Annotated in this window: 17 protein-coding genes; 10 read left to right on the top strand and 7 right to left on the bottom strand. The window is 72.1% G+C overall.

What is annotated here, in order from left to right; genetic code table 11:
* The first annotated feature begins 7 nt into the window (after nt 1-7).
* On the top strand, nt 8-229 hold the full coding sequence (locus tag ABD979_RS17740) for a hypothetical protein (protein WP_345508839.1): 222 nt from the start codon (nt 8-10) through the stop codon (nt 227-229).
* Nucleotides 230-378: 149 nt separating this feature from the next.
* Here the strand turns inward: ABD979_RS17740 and ABD979_RS17735 are convergent, their stop codons facing one another.
* A complete protein-coding gene (locus ABD979_RS17735) occupies nt 379-1101 on the bottom strand; it encodes a VOC family protein (RefSeq protein ID WP_345508838.1) in 723 nt (240 codons plus the stop codon).
* A 9-nt stretch (nt 1102-1110) separates the two neighbouring features.
* Complete coding sequence (locus ABD979_RS17730) at nt 1111-2556, bottom strand: KamA family radical SAM protein (protein ID WP_345508837.1); 1446 nt, start codon at nt 2554-2556, stop codon at nt 1111-1113.
* Nucleotides 2557-2692: 136 nt separating this feature from the next.
* On the opposite strand from ABD979_RS17730, the gene kdd reads away from it, so the two are divergent.
* The 7 genes from kdd to ABD979_RS17695 are packed head-to-tail and all read left to right on the top strand — an operon-like array spanning nt 2693 to nt 9609.
* Entirely contained in the window at nt 2693-3832 is a 1140-nt protein-coding gene (gene kdd / locus ABD979_RS17725) for an L-erythro-3,5-diaminohexanoate dehydrogenase (protein ID WP_345508836.1), read from the top strand.
* Complete coding sequence (gene kamD, locus ABD979_RS17720; RefSeq protein ID WP_345508835.1) at nt 3829-5442, top strand: lysine 5,6-aminomutase subunit alpha; 1614 nt, start codon at nt 3829-3831, stop codon at nt 5440-5442. Before kdd ends, kamD begins: the two co-directional genes overlap by 4 nt.
* A complete protein-coding gene (gene kamE / locus ABD979_RS17715) occupies nt 5439-6218 on the top strand; it encodes a lysine 5,6-aminomutase subunit beta (protein WP_345508834.1) in 780 nt (259 codons plus the stop codon). The genes kamD and kamE overlap by 4 nt, the downstream gene beginning before the upstream one ends.
* The gene (gene kal, locus ABD979_RS17710) at nt 6215-6697 is read left to right on the top strand and encodes a 3-aminobutyryl-CoA ammonia lyase (protein WP_345508833.1); all 483 of its coding nucleotides are present in this window, start codon (nt 6215-6217) and stop codon (nt 6695-6697) included. The genes kamE and kal overlap by 4 nt, the downstream gene beginning before the upstream one ends.
* Nucleotides 6698-6747: 50 nt before the next feature.
* Entirely contained in the window at nt 6748-8316 is a 1569-nt protein-coding gene (gene lnt / locus ABD979_RS17705) for an apolipoprotein N-acyltransferase (RefSeq protein WP_345508832.1), read from the top strand.
* The gene (locus ABD979_RS17700) at nt 8297-9088 is read left to right on the top strand and encodes a polyprenol monophosphomannose synthase (RefSeq protein WP_345508831.1); all 792 of its coding nucleotides are present in this window, start codon (nt 8297-8299) and stop codon (nt 9086-9088) included. Before lnt ends, ABD979_RS17700 begins: the two co-directional genes overlap by 20 nt.
* Entirely contained in the window at nt 9085-9609 is a 525-nt protein-coding gene (locus ABD979_RS17695; protein WP_345508830.1) for an FxsA family protein, read from the top strand. Before ABD979_RS17700 ends, ABD979_RS17695 begins: the two co-directional genes overlap by 4 nt.
* A 102-nt stretch (nt 9610-9711) precedes the next feature.
* Here the strand turns inward: ABD979_RS17695 and ABD979_RS17690 are convergent, their stop codons facing one another.
* The 3 genes from ABD979_RS17690 to ABD979_RS17680 all read right to left on the bottom strand — a co-directional run bounded on the left by ABD979_RS17690 (nt 9712) and on the right by ABD979_RS17680 (nt 13201).
* Nucleotides 9712-10074: an RNA polymerase-binding protein RbpA gene (locus ABD979_RS17690; RefSeq protein WP_345508829.1), complete on the bottom strand. Its 363-nt coding sequence runs from the start codon at nt 10072-10074 to the stop codon at nt 9712-9714.
* A gap of 122 nt (nt 10075-10196) precedes the next feature.
* Nucleotides 10197-11573, bottom strand: a complete 1377-nt coding sequence (locus ABD979_RS17685) for an MFS transporter (protein WP_345508828.1) — start codon at nt 11571-11573, stop codon at nt 10197-10199.
* Nucleotides 11574-11680: 107 nt separating this feature from the next.
* On the bottom strand, nt 11681-13201 hold the full coding sequence (locus tag ABD979_RS17680) for an MFS transporter (protein ID WP_345508827.1): 1521 nt from the start codon (nt 13199-13201) through the stop codon (nt 11681-11683).
* A gap of 93 nt (nt 13202-13294) precedes the next feature.
* Between ABD979_RS17680 and ABD979_RS17675 the strand changes: the two genes are divergently transcribed.
* Both ABD979_RS17675 and ABD979_RS17670 read left to right on the top strand, forming a co-directional pair.
* Nucleotides 13295-13897 (top strand): MarR family winged helix-turn-helix transcriptional regulator, encoded by a 603-nt coding sequence (locus ABD979_RS17675; protein ID WP_345508826.1) that lies wholly within the window; start codon nt 13295-13297, stop codon nt 13895-13897.
* 9 nt (nt 13898-13906) lie between these two features.
* Complete coding sequence (locus ABD979_RS17670) at nt 13907-16261, top strand: ATP-binding cassette domain-containing protein (RefSeq protein WP_345508825.1); 2355 nt, start codon at nt 13907-13909, stop codon at nt 16259-16261.
* Nucleotides 16262-16617: 356 nt separating this feature from the next.
* Here the strand turns inward: ABD979_RS17670 and istB are convergent, their stop codons facing one another.
* Together istB and istA are read right to left on the bottom strand one after the other, a co-directional pair.
* Nucleotides 16618-17424: an IS21-like element helper ATPase IstB gene (istB, locus tag ABD979_RS17665; protein ID WP_345508824.1), complete on the bottom strand. Its 807-nt coding sequence runs from the start codon at nt 17422-17424 to the stop codon at nt 16618-16620.
* The gene (istA, locus tag ABD979_RS17660) at nt 17424-18665 is read right to left on the bottom strand and encodes an IS21 family transposase (protein ID WP_345508964.1); all 1242 of its coding nucleotides are present in this window, start codon (nt 18663-18665) and stop codon (nt 17424-17426) included. Before istA ends, istB begins: the two co-directional genes overlap by 1 nt.
* Between the last annotated feature and the right edge of the window lie 106 nt (nt 18666-18771).

Raw genomic sequence — 18771 nt, 5'->3', positions numbered from 1 at the left:
TCGGCGGGTGCCCTCACCCCACGGATTCGACCACGTCGCGCGCGGCGAGGACGTCGTCATCACGCACCACGGCCGGCCGGCGACGACGCTGCGGGGCCGTCGGGCGGCCGAGTTCCTCGCGGACGTGCAGACCGAGGACCCGCAGGAGCTGATGGCGCGCCTCACCGGCAACTACCGGCGCGGCAACGAGCGCCAAGCGCGTCGGCACCCGCGCAACTCGGGACGCTGAGCCCGCCGGACGGCATACGGACGACCGTTGCTCGTCGCCCCGGCCGGTGGCAGTCGTCGGCAGACGGCGCACGGCGTCCCCGTCACGGGGTGCGGCGACCAACGGTCGTCGGTCGGCGGGCGAAGCGCCTGCTCGACCGCGTGACGGGCCTAGGTGGGGACGACGCAGAGCTCGTTGCCGTCGGGGTCGGCCAGCGACACGGCGCCGGCGTCCTCACCCGCACCGAGTCGGGTGGCTCCGAGCCCCAGCAGACGCGCCACCTCGGCATCGACACCGGCCGGCGCGCTCTCTCCCGGACCAGCGACCGGCGCGAGGTGCAGGTGCATCCGGTTGCGGCCGGTCTTCGGCCGCACCGGTGGACCACCCCACGCCACCTTCGCCCCGCCGGCCGGTGACTGGATCGCCGTCTCGCCGTCCTGGTCCCAGACGAGCGGCCAGCCGAGCGCGGCGCTCCAGAAGTGCCCGACCTCCTCGGTGCCGTCGCAGGCGAGCTCGCCGAGGAACCCGCAGCCGGCGAGGTAGGTGTTGCCCGCCTCGATGACGCAGAGCTCGTTGCCCTCGGGGTCGGCGAGCACGATGTGCCCCTCGTCGGGACGCTGCCCGACGTCGAGGTGGGTCGCGCCCAGCGCCAGAGCACGTGCGACGGTGGCCGACTGGTCGTCGGTGTCGCTCGTCAGGTGCAGGTGCACCTGGTTGAGCCCGACCTTCTCCGCGTCCGAGGCGAGGAACCGCAGCGCGAACTCCGTGTCGTGCGACGGCAGCACGGTGCGCCCGTCCGCCGAGACGTCCCGGCGCAGCAGGCCGGCCCAGAACGCGGCGAGGCGCTCGGGGTCACGCGCGTCGATGCACAGCTCGAGCAGCCCCAGCGCCACGGCCGGGCCTCAGGGGACGAGCTGGGACTCGGCGGCGGCCCGGCTCGTCGCGGCCTGCGAGGAGGCCTCGGCGAGCACCGACTCGTGGTCGACCGACGCGTGCCACCACTGCTGCCCGGCCTCGGGCAGCGTGTAGATCGGGTCGTAGTAGACGTACTCGCGCGACAGGGCCTCGGTGTCGTCGCCCTCGATCGAGGTGCGGTAGTTCTTGCGCCAGTAGGAGATCCCGCGCTCGGTGTCGTACTCCTCCACCTGGTGCACCCACCGCTTGCCGACGAACGGCACGTCGCAGACGATGCGCGGCGTCGAGAAGCCCGGGAGGTAGCCCATCATCGAGTGCTGGAGGTGCTGGGCCTCGGCGAGCGAGAGCCGCCAGTGCTCCGAGAACGGGATCATGTCGCACATGTAGAAGTAGTACGGGGTGATCGAGGCGCCGTCGGCGAGCGCGAAGCAGAGGTCGAGCAGCTGCTCGGTCGTGTCGTTGACGCCGCGCATGAGCACGCCCTGGTTGCGCACGTCGCGGACGCCGGCGTCGAGCATCGCCTTGGTCGCGCGCGCCACCGACGGCGTGACCGACTGGGCGTTGTTGACGTGCGTGTGGATCGCGAGCGACACGCCACGCGCGCGGGCCTTGGCCGACACGCGCGCCACGCCCTCGACGACGTCGTCGGCGAACCAGTGCTGCGGCAGACCCATGAGGGCCTTCGTCGCGAGCCGGATGTCGCGGATGTTGTCGATCTCGAGCAGCTGGTCGAGGAAGGCCTCGAGGTTCTTCCACGGCATGTTCGCGACGTCGCCACCGGAGACGACGACGTCGCGCACGACGGGGGAGGTGCGCAGGTAGTCGAGCATGGCGGCGTACCGGTCGACGGGCTTGAGGTCGAACTTCAGCTTGGCGACCTGGGGCGTCGAGTTGCCGACGAGGTCCATGCGCGTGCAGTGGCCGCAGTACTGCGGGCACGTCGGCAGCAGCTCGGCGAGCACCTTCGTCGGGTAGCGGTGCGTCAGGCCCTCTGCGACCCACATGTCGTGCTCGTGGAGCGAGTCGCGCGAGGCGTGCGGGTGCGACGGCCAGTCGCTGCGGCGGTCGGAGAAGACCGGGAGCATGTAGTGCCGGATCGGGTCGGCGTAGAAGGCCTCGGTGAAGTCGTGCCCCGCCGACGGCATCGCCGTGTCGGTCGAGGGGACCATCGTGTTGAGCATCTGCGGCGGCACGAGCATCGACATCGTCGCGCGCTCGGCCTGGTCGCGGGCCAGGTCGTCGTAGAAGCGGTCGTCGAGCAGGTCGCCCATCAGCGCTCGCAACTGCTTGATGTTCCTGACACAGTTGACCCGCTGCCACTGGGCGTCGTCCCAGTTGGCCTGCGTGACGCCGGCCCAGCCCGGGAAGCGCGTCCAGTCGGGCTCGACGAGCTCGCGTCGGCGGTACGCGTAGGGCTGCTCAACCTTGCTCATGCGGGCCACCCTAACCGCGCCGGCGACGCCGCTCAAACACGTCAGTACCACAGATCGATGAAGATGCAGAATCCGCTGGCCTATGCTGGCGCAGGATTTCCGGCCCCCTCCCACCCAGACAGAAGGATTTGTGATCGTGTCTGACCCGACGCCGACCGCCGCCCCGGAACGGGACCACGACGCCCGCGTGTCGTCGCCCGTGGGCCTGCACCGCGTGCTCGAGCCGACGGGCGACGCCGTCACCCTGCCGCAGGCCGCGCAGCGCCTCGACGCGCGGCCCGAGCTGTGGGACGACGAGGTGCGGATCGCCGTCGACACGCTCAACCTCGACGCCGCGTCGTACCGCCAGCTCGCCGGCAAGCACACCCGCGACGGCCGCGTCGACGGCGCCGCGGTGCGCGCGGAGGTGCTCGACATCGTCGCGACGCGCGGGAAGATGCAGAACCCGGTCACCGGCTCGGGCGGGATGCTCATCGGCACCGTCGAGGCCGTCGGCCCCGACAGCCCGCTCGGCCTCGCGGTGGGCGACCGGGTGGCGACGCTCGTCTCCCTCTCGCTGACGCCGCTCGCGGTCACCGACGGGCTCGAGCGCTGGGACGGCCTCTCCGAGCAGGTGCCCGCCGCCGGCCACGCGATCCTCTTCGGCCGCAGCATCGCCGCGACGCTGCCCGACGACCTCGACCCGCACCTCGCGCTCATGGTCATGGACGTGTGCGGCGCGCCCGCTCTCGTCGAGCGGGTCGTGGGGGAGTATGCCGCCCGCGGCGTCGCGCCGACCGTGGCGGTCCTCGGCGGGGCCGGCAAGTCCGGCTCGCTCTCGCTCGCCGCCGCACGGGCGGCCGGTGCCGCGCGCACCATCGGGGTCGTGCCCGTCGAGCGCGAGCGGGAGGTGCTCGAGCGCAGCGGTCTCGCCGACGCGGTGGTCCTCGCCGACGCCCGCTCGCCCCTCGGGCTCGCCGCGGCCGTCGAGTCCGCGGGCGGGCCGGCCGACGTGACCGTCGTCTGCGTCGACGTGCCGGGCTGCGAGCAGCCCGCGATCCTCGCCACGGCGCAGGGCGGCACCATCATCTTCTTCAGCATGGCCACGAACTTCGCCGCCGCGGCGCTCGGTGCCGAGGGGCTCGCCGCCGACGTGCGGATGCTCGTGGGCAACGGCTACGTCCCCGGGCACGCCGAGACCGCCCTGCGGCTCGTGCGGGAGGTGCCCGCGGTGCGCGACCTCTTCGAGGGCCGGCTGGCCGCGGAGACCTCCGGGTCGGCAGGATCGGACGCATGAGCCGCACCCAGCCCCTGCTCGAGCTCGACCCCGCCGTCGTCCGCCGGGCCCGCTCGCTCGCCCGCAAGGCCGCCGCGCCCGTCGTCCGGATCGCCCAGAGCCACACCACCGTCTCGGTCGAGCGCGCCACCCTGCGGCTCGCGGGGCTCGCGGGTGCCGACCACGAGCGCGTGCCGTGGGTCAACCACCTCGTGACCGCCGTCCGCGACGAGGTCGGCCTCGAGCACGGTGTCACGACGCCCGTCTACGACGCCCTCCTGCGCGGCGAGGCGCCCGACCTGACGACGCTCGCCCAGAAGGCCGCGAGCGGCAACGTCTCCTTCCGTCTGCCGGAGGGGCGTGCGGCCGCGGCCGCCCGGCGCGCCGCGACGAAGGGCGTCGGCGCCGGCCTGCGCACCATCGACCGCTCGCGCGCCACACGGGACCGCCTCGTCAAGCGGCACGGCGACCCGAAGTCGACGCCCTGGATCTACCTCATCGTCGCGACCGGCGACATCTACGAGGACATCCCGCAGGCCCAGGCCGCCGCCCGCGAGGGCGCCGACGTCATCGCCGTCATCCGCTCGACGGGGCAGTCGCTGCTCGACTACGTGCCGGAGGGCGCCACCCGCGAGGGCTTCGCCGGCACGTACGCCACGCAGGAGAACTTCCGGCTCATGCGGGCCGCGCTCGACGACGTGAGCAAGGAGCTCGGCCGCTACGTGCGGCTGACGAACTACGCCTCGGGCCTCTGCATGCCCGAGATCGCGGCGCTCGCCGGCATGGAGCGTCTCGACATGATGCTCAACGACTCGATGTACGGCATCCTCTTCCGCGACATCAACCCGATCCGCACCTTCGTCGACCAGCGCTTCTCGCGCCAGGTGCACGCCCGCGCCGGCATCATCATCAACACGGGCGAGGACAACTACCTGACGACGGCCGACGCCGTCGAGGCCGCGCACACCGTGACGGTGAGCCAGCTGCTCAACGAGCGCTTCGCCAAGGAGGCCGGCCTCGAGGACTGGCAGCTCGGCCTCGGCCACGCCTTCGAGATCAACCCCGAGATCCCCGACAGCTTCCGGATGGAGCTCGCGCACGCGCTGCTCGCCCGCCAGCTCTTCCCCGACGCGCCGCTGAAGTGGATGCCGCCGACGAAGCACATGACCGGCGACGTCTTCCGCGGCTACCTGCTCGACGGGTTCTTCAACCTCGTCGGGGCGATGACGGGCCAGAGCATCCTGCTCGTCGGGATGATGACCGAGGCCGTCGTGACGCCCTTCCTCTCCGACCGCGACCTCGCCCTGCAGAACGTCCGCTACGTCATGAACGCCGCGAGCGGGCTCACCGAGGACTTCCACCCGCCGCGCGACGGCTACATCCAGACCCGGGCCCGGCAGGTGCTCTCCGAGGCCGTCGACCTGCTCGACCGCATCGTCAGCGACACGGACGCCGAGGGTGACGCGCCGCTGCTCGCCGCGATCGCCGACGGCACCTTCGGCCTCATGAAGCGACCGGCCACGGCCGGCAAGGGCCTCGACGGCGTCGTCCGCCGCGCCGACGACTACGACAACCCGGCGATCACCGCGCTCGACGCGTGGACGCCCCCCGAGCGGAAGGCGACCCGATGACCAGCGCACCGCAGGCCCCGCAGGCGAGCTCGCAGGGCAACGTCATCCGCCCCTACGGCGACACGACCGGCGACGGCATGGTGCAGATGTCGTTCACGCTGCCGCTGCCGCACGACAAGTTGGCCGAGGGGGCGGCGCTGCAGCTCGCCCGCAAGATGGGCCTCGACCCGGCCATGCTCGTGCACGCCAAGCCGATGGGCCCCGACTTCACCTTCTTCGTCGTCTACGGCAGCACGACGCACCTGGTCAACCTCGACGACGTGCACGTCGTCGAGCGCGAGTACCCCCTCCTGTCGGCCAAGGACGCCAACCTCGCGATCCGCAAGCAGCTGCGCCGCAAGCTCGTCGTCGTGGGCGCCTGCATCGGCACCGACGCCCACACCGTCGGTATCGACGCGATCCTCAACATCAAGGGCTTCGCCGGCGAGAAGGGCCTCGAGTACTACCGCGAGATCCGGGTCGTCAACCTCGGCGCCCAGGTGCTCGTGCCCGACCTCGTCGCGCGCGCCCGCGCGGAGAAGGCCGACGCCGTGCTCGTGAGCCAGGTCGTGACGCAGAAGGACGCCCACATCCACAACACGACCCAGATGTCGGCCGCGTTCCGCGAGGCCTACCCGGCCGGGCAGGTGCCCGTCCTCATCGTCGGCGGGCCGCGCTTCGAGGACGGCTCGGAGTCGACGCTCGGCGTCGACCGCATCTTCGGCCGGGGCACGACGCCCGGCGAGGTCGCCAGCTACCTCGTGCACGAGATCGGCCTCCGGAAGGGCAAGAAGTGAGCGCACCGACCCCCGAGACCCCCGGGACCCCCGAGACGCCCCTGACCGCCACCGGCCCGACGATCCCGGCCGACGAGGCGAGGACGCCGGCCGCCCTGACGAAGGCGAAGGTCGGGCTGCGGATCACGCACCGCCGCTACGTGCCGTACGGCCACGCCCACTACGCGGGCAACCTCGTCGACGGCGCCTACTCGCTCGCGGCCTTCGGCGACGTCGCGACCGAGATGTGCATCGTCACCGACGGCGACGAGGGTCTCTTCGCCTCGTACAGCGACGTACAGTTCCGCTCCCGGATCACCGCCGGCGACGTCATCGAGATCTCGGCCGAGATCGTGCGCGTCGGCACCCGCTCGCGCGAGATGGACTTCGAGGTGCGCGTCGTCGGCCGCGGCAACTCCGAGCGCGGCGCCTCCGCCGCCGAGATGCTCGACCCGCCGATCGTCGCGACGACCGCGCGCGGCGTCGTCGTCGTGCCCTGAGCGCGGACCTGCGCGCCGACCTGCTCGCCGCACCGCATACGGTGAACCCCGTGCGGCGTCTCCTTCTTTCCCTGCTCGGCGGTGGGGTGCTCTGCCTCGCGTTCCCGACGTTCGACGTGTGGGTCGCCGCGCCCGTCGCGCTCGCGCTCTGGGCGTGGGCGTGGGCCGGCTCGGGCCTGCGCCGGGGGGCCGCCCTCGGCCTCGCCGGTGGCCTCGTCTTCTTCGTGCCGACGCTCAGCTGGTCGGGCATCTACGTCGGCTCGCTGCCGTGGCTCGCGCTGGCCACGCTCGAGGCGCTCTTCCTCGCCGTCGCCGGCGGCCTCTACGGCTGGCTGACCCGCAGCGGCGGCGTGCGCCCGCTCGCCCTCGCGCTCGTCTGGGTCGTCACCGAGGGCTTCCGCGCCCGCGCGCCCTACGGCGGCTTCCCGTGGCTCAAGCTCGCCTTCGGCCAGGCCGACTCGCCCTTCGGCCGCCTCGTGGCCGTCGGCGGGGCGCCGTTCGTCGGCTTCGTCATCGCGCTCAGCGGCGGCCTGCTCGCCCTCGGGGTGCAGCGGCTGCTGCGTGACCGGCCCGTCCGCCGAGCAGGTATGCCGGCACGCCGGGTCCTGCTGCCGGTGGCGGGTGCGCTCGTGCTGGGCGTCGCCGGGCTCGCCGTGCCGCTGCCGACCGATGGCCCGAGCGCGCAGTTCCTCGGGGTGCAGGGCAACGTCGCGCGCCCCGGGCTCGACTTCAACGCCGAGCGCCGGCAGGTGCTCGACAACCACGTGGCGGCGACCCTCGCCGCGCAGCAGGACGTCGCCGCCGGGCGCGCGCCGGCGCCCGACCTCGTCGTGTGGCCCGAGAACGCCTCCGACATCGACCCGCTCCGCAACGCGGACGCCAAGGCCGAGATCCTCGACACCGTCGCCACGCTCGACCGGCCGCTCGTCGTCGGCGGCCTGCTCGAGGAGCCGGTGGGCTTCGTCTCCAACGTCGCGCTGCTCTTCGAGCCCGGGCGCGGCAACACCGCGCGCTACGTCAAGCGCCACCCGGTGCCGTTCGCCGAGTACATCCCGAACCGCGCCTTCTGGCGGCAGTTCAGCGCCGAGGTCGACCTCGTGACCCGCGACTTCGTGCCCGGGCCCGCTCCCGGGGTCTTCACGGTGAGGACGGCCGGTGGCACCGAGATCCGCGCCGGCATCGCGATCTGCTTCGAGGTCGCCTACGACGACATCATGCGCGACGTCGTCGAGGCGGGCGCCAACGTGCTCGTCGTGCAGACCAACAACGCCACCTTCGGCTACACGGCCGAGTCGCCGCAGCAGCTCGCCATCAGCCGGCTGCGCGCGATGGAGGCGGGGCGCTCGGTCGTGCACGTCTCCACGGTGGGCCAGAGCGCCCTCATCACGCCCGACGGAACCGCGCACCAGGTGACGTCGTTGTTCACACAGGCGGTCGTGCGCGGCGCCCTACCATTGCGGGACTCCACGACCCTGGCCACGAGGCTGGGGGAGGCCCCGGAGTGGGTGGCCGCGGGCGCCCTGCTGGCCCTGCTCCTGCTCAGCACCCGCACCACCCGCACCACCCGCCCGGCCGGGCCGGACGAGACGAAGGACGAGGATGACGACGACGCAGCGTGAGCCGGTGACGAGGGTCGCCGTGCTCATCCCGACCTACGACGAGCGGGAGAACCTGCCCGGGATCGTGGCTCGGGTGCGCGCGAGCGTGCCCACGGCCGACGTCATCGTGCTCGACGACGGCTCGCCCGACGGCACCGGTGAGGTCGCCGACGCCCTCGCCGCGGCCGACCCGCACGTGCGGGTCGTGCACCGCACCGCTAAGGAGGGCCTCGGCAAGGCCTACCTGGCCGGCTTCGCGATCGCCCTCGAGGAGGGCTACGACGCGGCCGTCGAGATGGACGCCGACGGCTCGCACCTGCCCGAGCAGCTGCCCTCGCTCCTCGCCGCGCTCGCCGAGGCCGACGTCGTCATCGGCGCCCGCTGGGTGCGTGGCGGAGAGGTGCGCAACTGGCCCGCCCACCGCAAGGTGCTCTCCGTCGGCGCCAACGTCTACACCAAGGTGCTGCTCGGCATGCACGTCAACGACGCGACGGCCGGCTACCGCGCCTACCGCACCGGGGCCCTGCGGGCCATGGGCCTCGAGGGCGTCGAGTCGCAGGGCTACTGCTTCCAGATCGACCTGACCCTGCGGGCCGTGCGCGCCGGCCTCACCGTCGTCGAAGTGCCCATCACCTTCGTCGAGCGCCAGGTGGGCGTCTCGAAGATGGGCCAGGACATCGTCCGCGAGGCGCTGACGAGCGTCACCCGCTGGGGCGTCGAGCACCGCCTCGGCCAGCTGCGGGCGGTCTCGGGCCGCGTGCGCGACCGGGTGCCGGCGGGGGAGCGGCCGTGAGCACGCCGTCCGGTCCCACCTCCGGCCCGCCCCGCGGCCGTCGGCTGCGGCTGACGCGCCTCGCGATCGTCGGCCTGCTGCTCCTGCCGATCATCGAGATCGTCGTCATCGTCGCCGTGGGCAACGCCATCGGCGGGTGGCCGACCTTCCTCGTCCTCGTCGGCACCTCGCTCCTCGGCGCCTGGCTCATCCGCCGCGAGGGCGGGCGCGCCTGGCGGGCGCTCGAGCAGGCCGTGCGCAGCGGACGGATGCCCGCCCGCGAGATCGCCGACGGGATCGTCGTGCTCGTGGGCGGGGCGCTGCTGCTTCTGCCGGGCTTCGTCACCGACGTCGTCGGCCTCGTGCTGGTGCTGCCCTTCGTGCGGCCCGTCGCCCGAAACCTGCTCGCCGCCGTCATCTCGCGTCGCCTCGTCGCGCAGGCCGGTCGCTTCGGCGGCCCCACCGTCACGGGGACGCCCGGGGCGGCCCCGCGGAGCCGGGCCGACGAGGTCGTCGAGGGCGAGATCATCGACGAGGACTGAGCCTCCTGCGCCCGACCCGGACACCCGGCATCCGTCCTCGGGAACGCAAAGAGCCCGCCTCCACGAACGGGGCGGGCTCCCTGCAGGGGTCTGTGGGTGAGGTCAGGCGGTCTTGCGCCGGCGGGGCTTCTCGCCACGCGACTCGCGCAGCAGGCTCAGGCGCTCCTCGAGGAGCTCCTCGAGCTCGGGGATCGAGCGGCGCTCGAGCAGCATGTCCCAGTGGCTGCGCTGGTGCTTGACCGGCTTGGCCTCGGGCTCGGGACCGCCACCCTGGAGCTTGGCGTCGAGACCGCAACGGCACTCCCACGTGGGGGGCACGTCGGCCTCGATGGAGAAGGGCAGCTCGGTGCGGTGGCCCTCCCCGCAGACGTAGACGGTGAGCTGGCGCTCACTCGGGACGACGTTCTCGTCGGATTCCATGCTCCTCGCGCCGAGGTTGGAACCGCGTAGTGCTCGATCTGCCATGTGGACCCCTCCAGGACTGGTGTCTGTTCGCGGGACACCGCTTCCGGTGTCATACCCTCACAGACGTCTGAACGAGCGAAACGGCCCACTTGTTCCCCGGGGCGCCGGATTGTAGAGGCTTCTCAGACGACGGCCGGGACCGGGTTGCCCGCCTGCTCGATGCCCTCGCGCATGCGCACGCGGGAGAGGAGCACGCCGCCGATGGCGAAGAAGACGATGAGCGCGATGATGGCCCACCGGTAGCTCAGCGTGTACTGGTAGACGAGGCCGAAGATGAGCGTGCCGAACCAGCTCGTGCCGCGCTCCATGGCCTGGTAGAGGCTGAAGTACTCCGCCTCGCGGCCGCGCGGGATCAGCTGGCTGTAGAGCGAGCGCGAGAGCGCCTGGGTGCCGCCGAGCACGATGCCGATGAGCAGCGCGAGGGCGAGGAAGATCACGAGCGAGCGCGAGGGCACGAGGAAGGCGAAGACGACGACGACCGTCCAGAGCGCGATGCCGTAGAGCACGGTGCGCCACGCCCCGATGCGGGCGGCCGTGCGCCCGAAGATGCGCGCGCCGAAGAAGGCGACGAACTGCACGAAGAGGAAGACCCCGAGCACCGTCGTCTCCGAGAAGCCGAGCTCCTTGGAGCCGTAGACGCTCGAGCTGCCGATCACGGTCTGGATGCCGTCGTTGAAGAAGAGGTACGCGAGCAGGAAGAGCTTCGTCTGCGGGTAGTTCGCGAGGTCGCGGAAGGTGCTGCGCAGCTGGGCGATGCTGCCGCCGACGACCCCCTGCGTGCGGGCCACCGGCGTCTCCACCGTGCCCGTGAGGTGGCGCAGGCCGAGGTAGGGGATGATCGTGAACCCGGCCCACCAGAGACCCGCCGACAGGATGCTGATGCGGGTGCTCAGCGCGCGGTCGAGGCCGAGGTCCGTGTGGAAGAAGTCGAGCGCGAAGTTGAGCGCGAGCAGGGTGCCGCCGCCGAGGTAGCCGAACGCCCACCCCTTCGACGACACGCGGTCGCGCTCGTTCTCGTTGGCGATGCGGCACAGGATCGAGTCGTAGATGACGAGCGAGGCGCCGAGGCAGATGCCGGCGACGACGACGAGCGCCGCGCCGAGCTGCCAGTTCGTGCCGGCGACGAAGAACATCAGGCTGGCCGCGAGCGCGCCCACCCAGGCGAAGGCGCCGAAGAGGCGGGTCGGGCGGGGGCTGCGGTCGGCCATGGCCCCGATGAAGATGAGCACGAGGGCCGAGAGCAGCGTCGTGAACGTCACGGTGAAGAACCACAGCGAGCCGGGCGCCACGGGGATGCCGAGCACGGAGAGGTTCGTCGTGCAGTCCTGCCCGTCGGGCAGGCCCGGGCAGGCCGCCTGCTCCGCGACGGTCGTGAGGTAGGGGCTCATGAGCACCGTGGCCGTGGTGGTGACGTAGGCCGAGTTGGCCCAGTCGTACCAGTACCAGGCCCGCTGCTCGCGGGTCTCCGGGCGCGCTGCGTTGACGACGGCGTGCGACATGCGAGGACTGTCCCACACGGCCGACGTGCGCGTGGGGCGGTGCGCCCGAACACGCCGCGGGCGCGGTGCGCGCCAAGCGCTACGCGTCAGCGCTCGGGCGTCGGGGGTCAGCTCTCGGTCTGTGCGGCGTCGGCGTGCTCGCGTCGGCGCCGGCCGCGCAGGTCGAGCGCGCTGGCGACGAGGGCGACGGCGACGAGGGCCGCGGCCACCCGCAGGGCGGTCGAGGCGTCGAGGCCGCTGCCTGACGGGGAGCCCGAACCGGCGCCTGACCCGGTGCCCCCGGCGTAGAAGACGGCTCCGACGAGGGCGATGCCCGCGGCGGTGCCGATGCGCTGGCCGGTCTGGAGCAGCCCGCCCGCGGTGCCGGCCCGCTCGACCGGCACCCGCGCGACGGTGAGCGTGATGTTCGGCGAGATGACGAAGCCGCTGCCGAGGCCTGCGACGAGGAGGGGCCCGGCCAGCCACCAGCCGAGCGACGGCCCGTGCACGGCGGCGAGCACGACGTCGACCGCGACGATGCCGACGAGCACGACGACCAGTCCGACGGTGACGAGCACGCGCTCGAAGCGCTCGACGAGGCGGCCGCCGAGGGCCGACGTCAGCGCCGATCCTGCGGCGAACGGGGTCACGGCGAGCCCGGCGAGCAGCGGCGTGTAGCCGAGCTCCTGCTGGAAGAAGATCGTCAGCACGAAGAAGATGCCGGTGAAGCCGCCGAAGTAGATGGTCCCGACGGCCGCGCCCGAGGCGTAGCCCGGCACGCGGAACAGCGCGAGGTCGACGAGGGGGCTGCGGCCTCGGCGGCCGTAGTGCTGCTCCCAGACGAGGAAGAGCGCGACGAACCCGGCGCCCACGAGGGCGATCCAGCCCGGCAGGCCGCCGCTGCCGCCGCGCCCGGTCTCGACGACGGGGAGCAGGATGCCGAGGACGCCGGCGCCGAGGAGCACCACGCCGACCGGGTCGGCGTCGATGCGGTGCGAGCGGTCGCGCGCGGGCGGGTCGGGGAGCCAGCGCATGGCCAGCACCACGGCCGCCACGGCGATCGGCAGGTTGACGAAGAAGATCCAGCGCCAGCCGGTCTCCTCGCCGAGGCCGTCGAGGATGAGGCCGCCGACGACGGGCCCGACGGCGGTGGAGATGCCGATCGTCGCGCCGAGCAGGCCGAAGGCGCGACCGCGCTCGGCGCCGCGGAAGAGCTGCTGGATGAGCCCCGACACCTGGGGGTTGAGGATGCCGCCCGCGGCGCCCTGCACGAGGCGGGCCACGACGAGCAGGGCGCTGTTCGGGGCGAGGCCGCAGGCGAGGCTCGCCAAACCGAAGAGCACGACCCCGACGACGAAGACGGTGCGCCGGCCCAGCACGTCGCCGATGCGCCCGGAGGGCACGAGGGTCAGTCCGAAGGCGAGGGCGTAGCCGGACACGATCCACTGCAGGTCGCTCGGGGTGGCCTCGACGCCCTTCTGGATCGAGGGAAGGGCGACGTTGACGATGCTGACGTCGAGCAGGGTCATGAAGCCCGCGACGAGGCAGACCCACAGGGCCTTCCAGCGGCGCGGGTCCGGCTCCCCGCCCTGCGGCGCACCGTCGCGGCGTGCCGAGGACTGGTCGAGCAGGTCGGGGGAGTCGGTCATGACCTCGTACGTACCCGGCTCGAGGTCGCGGCGCGACAGCGTGTCCAGCCCTCCCGCGCGGCGCCCGGTCTGGTTTAGCGCTAAAGTGTTGGTGTGGGCGGAATCGAGGCGGGGGACCGGGTGGGCCGGCTGGTGGCGTCCTGGCAGGCCGAGCGTCCCGACCTCGACCTCGGCTCGATCGGCATCCTCACGCCCCTGGTACGGCTGGCCCAGCTCGCGGCCTCCCGTCGGGCGCCGGTGCTCGCGGCCCACGGCATCGACCACGGGCACCTCGACGTGCTCGGCGCGCTGCGCGCGAGTGGCGCGCCCTACAGCCTGCCGGCGGGAGAGCTCTCGCGCCGGTGCGGCGTGACGGCCGGCGCGACGACGCAGCGCGTGCAGGCCATGGAACGGCTCGGGCTCGTCGAGCGCGTGCGCGAGGCGGCCGACCGGCGCACCGTCCACGTCCGGGCGACGGCGCACGGCCTCGAGCGCCTCGACGAGGTGCTCGCCGACGTGCTGGCCAGCGACGAGGCCCTGCTGGTCGGGGTGCCGGCGGGGGAGCGGGCCACCCTCGAGCGCCTGCTGCGCGGCTGGCTCGCCGCCGTCGAGTCGGGCGCGGAGTCCGATGGGGAGCGCGGCAGCGGCTCCCGCGGCAGCGGCTCCCGCGGCAGCGGCTCGGCCGACGACGCGCACGAGCGCGCCTCGCGTCCCTAGCATGTCGGCATGACGCACGCAGCCGACCGCCATGACCTCATCCGCGTGCAGGGCGCACGGGAGAACAACCTCAAGGACGTCAGCGTCGAGCTGCCCAAGCGACGGCTCACCGCCTTCACCGGCGTCTCGGGGTCGGGCAAGAGCTCGCTCGTCTTCGAGACGATCGCCGCCGAGTCCCAGCGGATGATCAACGAGACCTACAGCGCGTTCGTCCAGGGCTTCATGCCGACGCTCGCGCGCCCGGAGGTCGACCTGCTCGAGGGTCTGACGACGGCGATCATCGTCGATCAGGAGCGGATGGGCGCCAACCCGCGCTCGACGGTGGGCACGGCGACCGACGCCAACGCCATGCTGCGGATCCTCTTCAGCCGCATCGGATCGCCGCACATCGGGCCGCCGACCGCGTTCTCGTTCAACGTGCCGACCCGGGTGGCGAGCGGCGTCATGAAGACCGAGCGGGGCGGCCGCCAGGAGACGGCCGTCGTGCGCGAGCAGGTCTACCAGGGCGGCATGTGCGCGCGGTGCGAGGGCATGGGCGCGATCAACGACTTCGACCTGACGGCGATCTACGACGAGACCAAGTCGCTCTCGGAGGGGGCGCTGCTCGTGCCCGGCTACAGCATGGACGGGTGGTACGGCCGGATCTTCAGCGGCGCGGGCCTGCCGATGGACAAGCCGGTCGGCTCGTTCACCGCCCGGCAGCTGCAGAAGCTGCTCCACGGCCAGCCGGAGAAGATCAAGGTCGAGGGCGTCAACCTCACGTACGAAGGCGTGCTGACGAAGATCCAGAAGTCGATGCTGAGCAAGGACGTCGAGGCGATGCAGCCGCATGTCCGGCGCTTCGTCGAGCGCGCCGTCACCTTCACGACGTGCCCGGACTGCGGCGGCACCCGCCTGTCGGCCGAGGCGCTCTCGTCGAAGATCGGCGGGAAGAACATCGCCGACGTGTGCGGGATGCAGATCAGCGACCTCGCCGACTGGCTCCGTGGGATCGACGAGGCCTCGGTCGCGCCGCTGCTGCGCGGCCTGCAGCACCTGCTCGACGCGTTCGCCGAGATCGGCCTCGGCTACCTCTCGCTCGACCGTCCGGCCGGCACCCTGTCGGGCGGAGAAGCCCAGCGCACCAAGATGATCCGCCACCTCGGCTCGTCGCTGACCGACGTCACCTACGTCTTCGACGAGCCGACGATCGGGCTGCACCCGCACGACATCGCGCGGATGAACGCCCTGCTGCTGCAGCTGCGCGACAAGGGCAACACGGTGCTCGTCGTCGAGCACAAGCCGGAGACGATCGCCATCGCCGACCACGTCGTCGACCTCGGCCCGGGTGCGGGCACCGCCGGGGGAGAGGTGGTCTACGAGGGGAGTGTCGAGGGCCTGCGCAAGAGCGGCACCACGACCGGGCGCCACCTCGACGACCGCGTCAGCCTGAGGGAGGTGCTGCGCGAGCCCACGGGGGTGCTCGAGGTGCGCGGCGCCGCGACGCACAACCTCAAGGACGTCGACGTCGACATCCCGCTCGGCGTGCTCTGCGTCATCACCGGTGTCGCGGGCTCCGGCAAGAGCTCGCTCATCCACGGGTCGGTGGCGCCCCGCGACGGGGTCGTCGTCGTCGACCAGGGCGCGATCCGCGGCTCACGGCGCAGCAACCCGGCCACCTACACCGGCCTGCTCGAGCCGATCCGCAAGGCCTTCGCCAAGGCAAACGGCGTCAAGCCGGCGCTCTTCAGCTCGAACTCCGAGGGCGCCTGCCCGGCGTGCAAGGGCGCCGGCGTCATCTACACCGAGCTCGGCGTCATGGCGACCGTCGAGTCGACGTGCGAGGAGTGCGAGGGACGCCGGTTCCAGGCCGCGGTGCTCGAGTACCGGCTCGGCGGCCGCGACATCGCCGAGGTGCTCGCCCTGCCCGTGTCGGAGGCGCTGGAGTTCTTCGGCGCCGGTGAGGCCCGCGTGCCGGCCGCCCAGACCATCCTCGAGCGGCTCGCCGACGTCGGGCTCGGCTACCTGACCCTCGGCCAGCCGTTGACGACGCTCTCCGGCGGTGAGCGCCAGCGGCTCAAGCTCGCGACCCAGATGGCCGAGAAGGGCGAGGTCTACGTGCTCGACGAGCCGACGACCGGTCTGCACCTCGCCGACGTCGAGAACCTGCTCGGACTGCTCGACCGGCTCGTCGACTCCGGGCGCTCGGTGATCGTCATCGAGCACCATCAGGCCGTCATGGCGCACGCCGACCGGATCATCGACCTCGGGCCGGGCGCCGGCCACGAGGGCGGTCGCGTCGTCTTCGAGGGAACGCCCGCAGAGCTCGTCGACGCACGCTCGACCCTGACCGGCGAGCACCTCGCCGCCTACGTCACCGCGTAATTTGGTACATCTCTCGCAAATTGTTACTTCCATCAATGGCTATCCGGCGTTAACACAGGCGTCCTCGCGATACGGGCGACAGGGAGGCGCTAGGTTCGCCTTGGCGCGTCAACTGAATGTGCACCAGATGGGGGAATCATGAAGCGCTTCTCGCCAATTTCGTTTGCTTTGGGGGTGGTAGTCGCCGCATCGGTTGTGGCGATTCCAGCATATGCAGGCGTGCAGTCAGTGGGCTTGGCGGCGACACCGGCCGTGCCTGCTTTCGATGGATCCGCGCCAACTCTCAGCGTCTGTCAACGGCGGCTGAAAATGGACCCCGTCGCGACGGGTGAAAACGGACCCCTCTCCTTGGTTGGTCATGCTTGGTCCTCGGCTCCCCGGGGTGTGGGGACGCGGCCGAGGTCGCGGTTCTTGAGCCGGTAGGAGTCGCCTTTGAGGTTGACGACGTCGGCGTGGTGGACGAGCCGGTCGATCATGGCGGCGGCCACGACGTCGTCGCCGAAGACCTCGCCCCACCGGCCGAAGGGCTTGTTGCTGGTGACGATGAGCGAGGCCCGTTCGTAGCGGGAGGACACGAGCTGGAAGAACAGGTTTGCGGCTTCGGGCTCGAAGGGGATGTAGCCGACCTCGTCGATGACCAGCAGCGGGTACCGGCCGAGGCGTCGCAGCTCGTCCTGCAGGCGGCCGTCGTGGTGGGCGCTGGCGAGTCGGTCGACCCATTCGGAGGCGGTGGCGAACAGGACCCGGTGCCCGGCTTGGCAGGTGCGGATCGCGATCCCGGTCGCGAGGTGGGTCTTGCCGGTGCCGGGCGGGCCCAAGAAGACGACGTTGTCCTTCGCGGCGACGAAGTCGAGGGTGCCCAGGTGCGCGATGACCTCCCGGGACAGGCCCCGGGCGTGGTCGAAGTCGAACTCCTCCAATGACTTCCGGGCAGGGAACCGGGCAGCGCGAATGCGTCCTTCGCCGCCGTGGGCGTCCCGGGCGGCGACCTCTCGTTGCAGGCAGGCGGCGAGGAACTCCTCGAAGCTCCACGCGTCCGCGCGGGCCCGTTCGGCCAGCCGCGGGACGGCCTCGCGCAGCGAGGGCGCCTTCAACGCGCGGGTCAGGAACGCCAGCTCAGCGACCACGTCCCGGGTCGTGGCGGAGGTCTTGGCCACCGGCATCAGGCCACCTGCCCGTCGGTGATCCCGAAGGCGGTGTCGTACACGGACAGGTCCCGTTCCTCGACCTGTTGGACGTCTTGGTCACCCGGCTGGGGCGGTCGGTGCCCGGCGGTGTGGGCCAGCGCCAAGGCAGCGGCGTGGTGGGCCGGGTCGGTGATGCTCTGGTGTTTGGCCCAGCACCGCTCATGGGTGGCGACCGGCCGTCCGGCCAGGGTGACGATCACGGTGTCCAGGCCGGCGAAGACCTGGACCGTGCGGCCGACCGCGACCGGATCCACCGAGTAGTCGTTGCCGGCCACGCGCACGTAGTGGTCCCGCCCGAGGCGAAGCTGGTGGCGCCAGCCCAGGACCGGGGCCACCGGCGGCAGCGGCAACATCGCGCCCCGGTCGGCGTCCCACCGCGCCGTCGGAGCACACCCGATTCGGCGCACGATCCGAGTGTTCGCCACCGGCAGCCACGCCTGCAGCTGAGCGTTGAAGTCACGCGGACTGGTGAACGTGCGCCCGGGCAGGAACGAGGTTTCCAGGTACTGGTTAGCCCGCTCCACGATGCCCTTGGCTTCCGGGTCACGTGGGCGGCACTGGTGCACCGCGCAGCCCAGGATGCCGCGGAAGGCCTCGAACTCCTCGGCCAGCCGGGGCGTGCCGGCGCGCCAGGACCCGACCGCGGACTCGTTGTCCCACACCAGCTGCCGCGGCACCGCACCCAAGTGCTCGCTCAACAACAGCCAATGCCCCGCGATCAGGTCCGGCGCCGTACGGGAGGCGATCATTACCGCGAACAGCATCCGTGAGTGCCCCGCGGCCATCACCAGCACCGGCGGCCGCCCGACCTGCCCGAACCCGAGCGGGATGTCGACCGGCGGGAACCACAGGTCGCACTGGACCCGGTCGCCTGCGACGTACGCGGTGCGGGTGGCCGGGTCCGGCGGCAGGAACAACGGCCGCAGCTCACGCACCCTGTCCTTAAGTACGGTCAACGACCGCTGCCAGCCGATCCGCTGCGCGATGACCGTGGCCGGCATCGTCGGACACGAGCGCAACAGCTCGATGATCGCCGGCTCCACCGCATCGACGCACGAGCCCTTCGCTGCTCGCTCGTATCGCGGTGGGCTGTCCTTGACCAACGCCCTCCGCACCGCGTTCCGCGAGATCCGCAACCGACGAGCGATCGCCTTGATCGGCATCTGCTCGGCCCGGTGCAACCGGCGAATCTCTGCCCAGTCCTCCACGCTGATCACCTTCCACAGGCTCACGGAGAGGGGTCCGTTTTCACCCGGGTGGTTTCTAGCGACGGTCGCAACACTTCCTAGTGTTTGGGGTTGTGAAGATGTCGTCTCGTCGGGT

The organism is Terrabacter aeriphilus (genome assembly GCF_039542985.1).
Taxonomy (GTDB): domain Bacteria; phylum Actinomycetota; class Actinomycetes; order Actinomycetales; family Dermatophilaceae; genus Terrabacter; species Terrabacter aeriphilus.
The sequence above is the reverse complement of the archived record's forward strand: the minus strand, read 5'-3'. Positions and strand labels throughout refer to the sequence as shown.

Bases quoted from the DNA above. Each gene is read 5' to 3' on its own strand.
- ABD979_RS17730 (WP_345508837.1), bottom strand. From the start codon at position 2,556: ATGAGCAAGGTTGAGCAGCCCTACGCGTACCGCCGACGCGAGCTCGTC.
- kamD (WP_345508835.1), top strand. From the start codon at position 3,829: ATGAGCCGCACCCAGCCCCTGCTCGAGCTCGACCCCGCCGTCGTCCGC.
- kamE (WP_345508834.1), top strand. From the start codon at position 5,439: ATGACCAGCGCACCGCAGGCCCCGCAGGCGAGCTCGCAGGGCAACGTC.
- ABD979_RS17700 (WP_345508831.1), top strand. From the start codon at position 8,297: ATGACGACGACGCAGCGTGAGCCGGTGACGAGGGTCGCCGTGCTCATC.
- ABD979_RS17690 (WP_345508829.1), bottom strand. From the start codon at position 10,074: ATGGCAGATCGAGCACTACGCGGTTCCAACCTCGGCGCGAGGAGCATG.
- ABD979_RS17685 (WP_345508828.1), bottom strand. From the start codon at position 11,573: ATGTCGCACGCCGTCGTCAACGCAGCGCGCCCGGAGACCCGCGAGCAG.
- ABD979_RS17680 (WP_345508827.1), bottom strand. From the start codon at position 13,201: ATGACCGACTCCCCCGACCTGCTCGACCAGTCCTCGGCACGCCGCGAC.
- ABD979_RS17670 (WP_345508825.1), top strand. From the start codon at position 13,907: ATGACGCACGCAGCCGACCGCCATGACCTCATCCGCGTGCAGGGCGCA.
- istB (WP_345508824.1), bottom strand. From the start codon at position 17,424: ATGCCGGTGGCCAAGACCTCCGCCACGACCCGGGACGTGGTCGCTGAG.